The organism is Cellulomonas septica (genome assembly GCF_012396155.1).
GTDB classification, from domain to species: Bacteria; Actinomycetota; Actinomycetes; order Actinomycetales; family Cellulomonadaceae; genus Cellulomonas; species Cellulomonas septica.
Window position 1 is genome coordinate 1 of record NZ_JAAXOY010000312.1, and the last position, 4,167, is coordinate 4,167.

Below are 4,167 nucleotides of genomic sequence, written 5' to 3' on the forward strand. Positions count from 1 at the left end.
CGACGACGCCGCCGCCCTCGCGCGCGGAGCCGTCAGGCCTGCCCCCGCACGCACCACGCGGTCGCCTCGACCGTGAACGGAGCAGGTCCCAGGTCGAGCGCGCGCGCCGCACGCCAGAACACCGTGAGCGGGCCGCGGTCCGCCTGGTCCCACACCGACGCCGCGACGGTCCCGCCCGGCCGCGTCACGCGGCGCATCTCCCCCAGCCCCGCGACCGGGTCCGCCATGAAGTGGACGACGAGCCTGCGCGAACGTCGCGTCGGACGCGTCGTCGTCGAACGGGAGCGCCTCCGCGGGCGAAGAGCACCCGCCGACGGTACGAGCGCTGCCCCGACGGCACCTCGCGAGCGCCGTGCGCCCGAGGGTGAACCCGGTCGGGATGGCGGGATTCGAACCCACGACCTTCCGCTCCCAAAGCGGACGCGCTACCAACCTGCGCCACATCCCGTGCGCACCCCGGTACGGCCGGGTGGCCGGGTGGGGTGCACGATCCGCTCCTGCGCACCCGGTACCCTGGGTGCCGCGGTCCGGCCTGCCGGACCTGTGCGGACGTAGCTCAATGGTAGAGCCCCAGTCTTCCAAACTGGCTACGCGGGTTCGATTCCCGTCGTCCGCTCCGACACGCGTGCCGCTGCTCCCAGGCGACCGCCTCCTGGGCCACGGTCGCCGGCGACCCGGCCCGTCACGCCACCGGCTGGAGCACGATCCCGAGCTCGGAGTCGTGCGTCGTCACCGCGAGCGGCACCGAGATGCCGTCGATCGGACCGGCGAGCCAGGCGTCGCGGATCAGCCGCAGGAACGAGACGTGCACCAGCAGGTCGGCGACGTCCCGCGCGGCATCGACCTCGGCAGCCCTCGGTGCGTGCTCGCCGACGTAGCGTTCGAACGAGCCCTGCATGGACGCCCACCCGCGCAGGGTCAGGTCCTCCCGGTAGTGCAACGGGATGTCGGCCGGCCCGTCGTCCATGCTGTCGAAGTCGTCGATCGGCGACGACCATGCCTCGAGCGAGGCGAACCAGTGGTCGGGGTTGATCGTGTAGCCGTTCATCTCGGTGTAGAGGGCGGGGTACTCGCCCTCGCTCTCGGTCAGGAGCGTGGCGCACCGCTGCAGCCAGCGCCGCACCTCGTCGGGCCGGTTGGTGAACCCGCCGCGCGCAGCCCGCGCGAACCCGTCGACGCCGGTCGCCTCGAGCCTGTCGGCGAGGCGCTCGCACGCCCCGTCCAGGTCGCCGGCCCTGACCCACTCGTCGACGTCGTCGAACAGCTCCGTGTCGCGCATGCGCCGACCATAGGGTCGCGGAGAGCCGTTCGGAGCGTGCCTCACGAGCGTCACCCGTCCGCCGCAGCGGCCGCCGGGGGCGCACCTACCGCTTCCTGCGCTCACCGCGCCGACGACCTTCCGACTCTCGCGGCGCTTTCCGAGCGGCGTCTGAGATGATCGGACCAGACACCGGGTGCTCGAGGAGGGCTCATGACGCGGCTGACGCTCGGCAACGTCGTCAAGGTGGCGGCCGTCCTGGTCTTCCTGCCCCTGCTCGCTTACCTGGTGGTCGTCATCGGCGCGGTGCGCAAGCACCTCCGGACGTCCCTCGAGGGCCTGGTCTACGCCGGGGCGTTCTCTGCGGCGGTCTTCGTGCTCGACGCCCCCTGGGGACTGCGCACCCTGCTCGTGCTCGTCGCGATGGGCGCCTCGGGCGTCCGCTCCTGGCACCTGCGCGACCTCTGGCTGCCGGCACGACGCCGGTGGTGGAAGCGGGACGTGAGGGGGACCGCGACCGTCGTCTCGACGTCCCGCGCGCCGCACACCACCCCCGTCGAGGGGGCGGAGGACCTGACGTCGACGGTCGCCCGGGTCCGCGAGAAGGCCGACCGGAACCGGCGGCGCCTGCCCGGCGACACCCACCGGACCGTCGTGCGGATCTGCGACGTGCTGGACGCCGTGATCGCCTCGGAGCAGCGTGAGCCCACCCGCGACGCGCGGTTCGAGTACGAGCTGGACGCGATGGTGCGGCAGTACCTGCCGTCCGTGCTCACGAGCTACCTCGCGATCCCGCCGGGCAGGGTGCACGAGCGCCAGCCCGACGGTCGCACCCCCGTCGAGGAGCTGGCCGAGCAGCTGCGGATCCTCGCGGCCCAGGCCGACACCCTCGACGCGAGCCGGCAGCGTCGCCTGACGGCGGACCTGAGCACGAGCGGCAACTTCCTGCGCGACAAGTACGGGCACCGTCAGCCGGACGCGTTCGACTTCCGTGTCCACTAGGCCACCGGTCGACCGCGCGGTGAGCGGGACGCCGTCGCCGCAGCGGCACGACGTGACCACCTCCCCCGAGGCGTGGGACGACCTGCGCACGCGCCTGCGCGCGACGCGCTGGCCCGCGGCGCCGAGCGGTGCGGGCTGGTCGCTCGGCACCGACCAGGAGTACCTGCGCCACCTGGTCGCCTACTGGGCGGACGGCTTCGACTGGCCGGCGCGCGAGACCGAGCAGGCGCGCGTGCCGCGCTTCCGCGTGCGGGTGCGCGGCGTCGACGTCAGCTTCGTGCACGTGCGCCCGGTCCGGGCGTCCGGGGCGCCGCCGGCGCTGCCGCTCGTCCTCACGCACGGCTGGCCGGACTCGTCGTGGCGCTACTCCAAGGTCGTCGGCCCGCTCACCGACCCCGGGGCCCACGGCGCGGACCCGGACGACGCGTTCGACGTCGTCGTCCCCGACATGCCCGGGTTCGGGCACTCGGTGCTCCCGCCGGACGTCGTCCTCGACTCGGTCGCGGTCGCCGGGGTGTGGGCGGACCTGATGGACGCGCTCGGCTACGACCGGTACGGGGCCGCGGGCGGCGACATCGGCAGCGCCGTGACGCGCTTCCTCGCGCTCGACCACCCCGAGCGCCTCGTGGGCGTCCACCGCATGGACGCCGGGCTCCCGGTCCTCACCGGCGACGTCGCCGACCTGTCCCCCGTCGAGCGCGACTGGTTCGCGGACGTGGACCGGTGGCGTGCGGCCGAGGGCGCCTACGGCGCGGTGCACCGCACGAAGCCGCTGACGCAGGCCGTGGGCCTCACCGACTCGCCCGCGGGGCTGGCGGCGTGGGTCGTCGAGAAGCTGCACGCCTGGAGCGACCCGCGCACCGGCATCGCCGCGTTCACCGACGACGAGGTCCTCACGCTGCTCAGCACCACCTGGTTCACCGGGACGGCCGGCTCGTCGATGCGGATGTACCACGCGAACGCCGCCATCCCGCGCGCGCAGCACGCGCGCCGCGTCGAGGTGCCGTCCGGGTTCTCGCTCTTCCCGGGCGACATCCTGCGGCCGCCCCGGGAGTGGCTCGACCGCGTCGCGCACGTCGTCTCCGTGACCGAGCCCCCGGCGGGCGGTCACTTCGCGCCGTTCGAGACCCCCGGACGCTACGCGCAGGAGCTCCGCGACTTCTTCCGCCCGCTGCGCGCGGGGACCTGACCCCGCGTCACCCGCGGGCGAGGCGGGACACGCGCAGGTAGTCGAACTGGTTCGTCGCCCCCGCCCCGCCGTGCGACACGAGCCCGACCTGGAGGTCCGACCCGGCGGGGAACGTCCACACACCACCCGCGACCCAGGTCCGCCCGTCGGTGCTCGTGAACGCCTGCACGTCGTGCTCGCCCGTCCGGTCGGTCCGGTGGACGAGCCGCAGCCACGTCGTCTCCGCGGGCGGCCCGACGATCGTCCCGCCGTAGGAGAGGCGTCCGGCGTACGGGCGCTCGGTGCCGTACTCGGTCTGCCGGGTGTTCCAGATCGCGACGTGCGAGAGCCGCGCCCAGAGGTCGTCGTCGACGTACGCGACCAGGCCGCCCTGCTGGTAGTTCCGGACGGTGTCCGTGCCGAGGTCGGTGCTCAGGCGCGTCTCGGCGACCCAGTCGGTCTCGGGCACGTCGCGCAGCAGAACCCCGGCGTCGTTCGTCGGGCCGACGAGGTCGGCCGCCTCGGTCGGCCAGGTCAGCACCCCGTCCGCGACGGTGACCTGCGGGTCGCGGACCGTGCGCCAGCCGTCGTCGAGGGTCGTGCCGTCGAACTCGTCGCTCAGGTCCCGCAGGAGAGGGCCGGGCCGCGGCACGGGGACGGTCCGCGTGGCCGGGCGGGCCGCGGCGAGCGCGCTCAGGTTGTCGACGTGCACGCCCGCACCGCTCGCGGCCGCGCCACC

At 74.4% G+C, this 4,167-nt stretch carries 5 protein-coding genes and 2 tRNA genes; 3 read left to right on the top strand and 4 right to left on the bottom strand.

Annotated elements, in window-relative coordinates; translation table 11 throughout:
- Positions 1-32: 32 nt before the first annotated feature.
- Both HGA02_RS12210 and HGA02_RS12215 read right to left on the bottom strand, forming a co-directional pair.
- Positions 33-227 (bottom strand): class I SAM-dependent methyltransferase, encoded by a 195-nt coding sequence (locus HGA02_RS12210; protein WP_246247724.1) that lies wholly within the window; start codon positions 225-227, stop codon positions 33-35.
- Between the two features lie 147 nt (positions 228-374).
- Positions 375-448: transfer RNA gene (locus HGA02_RS12215), tRNA-Pro, on the bottom strand.
- A 97-nt stretch (positions 449-545) separates the two neighbouring features.
- Between HGA02_RS12215 and HGA02_RS12220 the strand changes: the two genes are divergently transcribed.
- A tRNA-Gly gene (locus tag HGA02_RS12220) sits at positions 546-616 on the top strand.
- A 66-nt stretch (positions 617-682) separates the two neighbouring features.
- Here the strand turns inward: HGA02_RS12220 and HGA02_RS12225 are convergent.
- Entirely contained in the window at positions 683-1,279 is a 597-nt protein-coding gene (locus HGA02_RS12225) for a hypothetical protein (RefSeq protein ID WP_168679238.1), read from the bottom strand.
- 192 nt (positions 1,280-1,471) lie between these two features.
- Here HGA02_RS12225 and HGA02_RS12230 point away from each other — a divergent pair, with 192 nt between their 5' ends.
- Both HGA02_RS12230 and HGA02_RS12235 read left to right on the top strand, forming a co-directional pair.
- Positions 1,472-2,260, top strand: coding sequence for a hypothetical protein (locus HGA02_RS12230; RefSeq protein WP_168679239.1), 789 nt, complete (start codon positions 1,472-1,474; stop codon positions 2,258-2,260).
- Between the two features lie 52 nt (positions 2,261-2,312).
- On the top strand, positions 2,313-3,449 hold the full coding sequence (locus HGA02_RS12235) for an epoxide hydrolase family protein (RefSeq protein ID WP_343035459.1): 1,137 nt from the start codon (positions 2,313-2,315) through the stop codon (positions 3,447-3,449).
- Between the two features lie 7 nt (positions 3,450-3,456).
- On the opposite strand, the gene HGA02_RS12240 is transcribed toward HGA02_RS12235, so the two are convergent.
- On the bottom strand, positions 3,457-4,167 hold a 711-nt coding region (locus HGA02_RS12240), incomplete at its 5' end, for a DUF1349 domain-containing protein (RefSeq protein WP_246247725.1).

Excerpts from the sequence above, each read along its gene's own strand:
- HGA02_RS12210 (WP_246247724.1), bottom strand. The coding sequence starts at position 227 with ATGGCGGACCCGGTCGCGGGGCTGGGGGAGATGCGCCGCGTGACGCGG.
- HGA02_RS12225 (WP_168679238.1), bottom strand. The coding sequence starts at position 1,279 with ATGCGCGACACGGAGCTGTTCGACGACGTCGACGAGTGGGTCAGGGCC.
- HGA02_RS12230 (WP_168679239.1), top strand. The coding sequence starts at position 1,472 with ATGACGCGGCTGACGCTCGGCAACGTCGTCAAGGTGGCGGCCGTCCTG.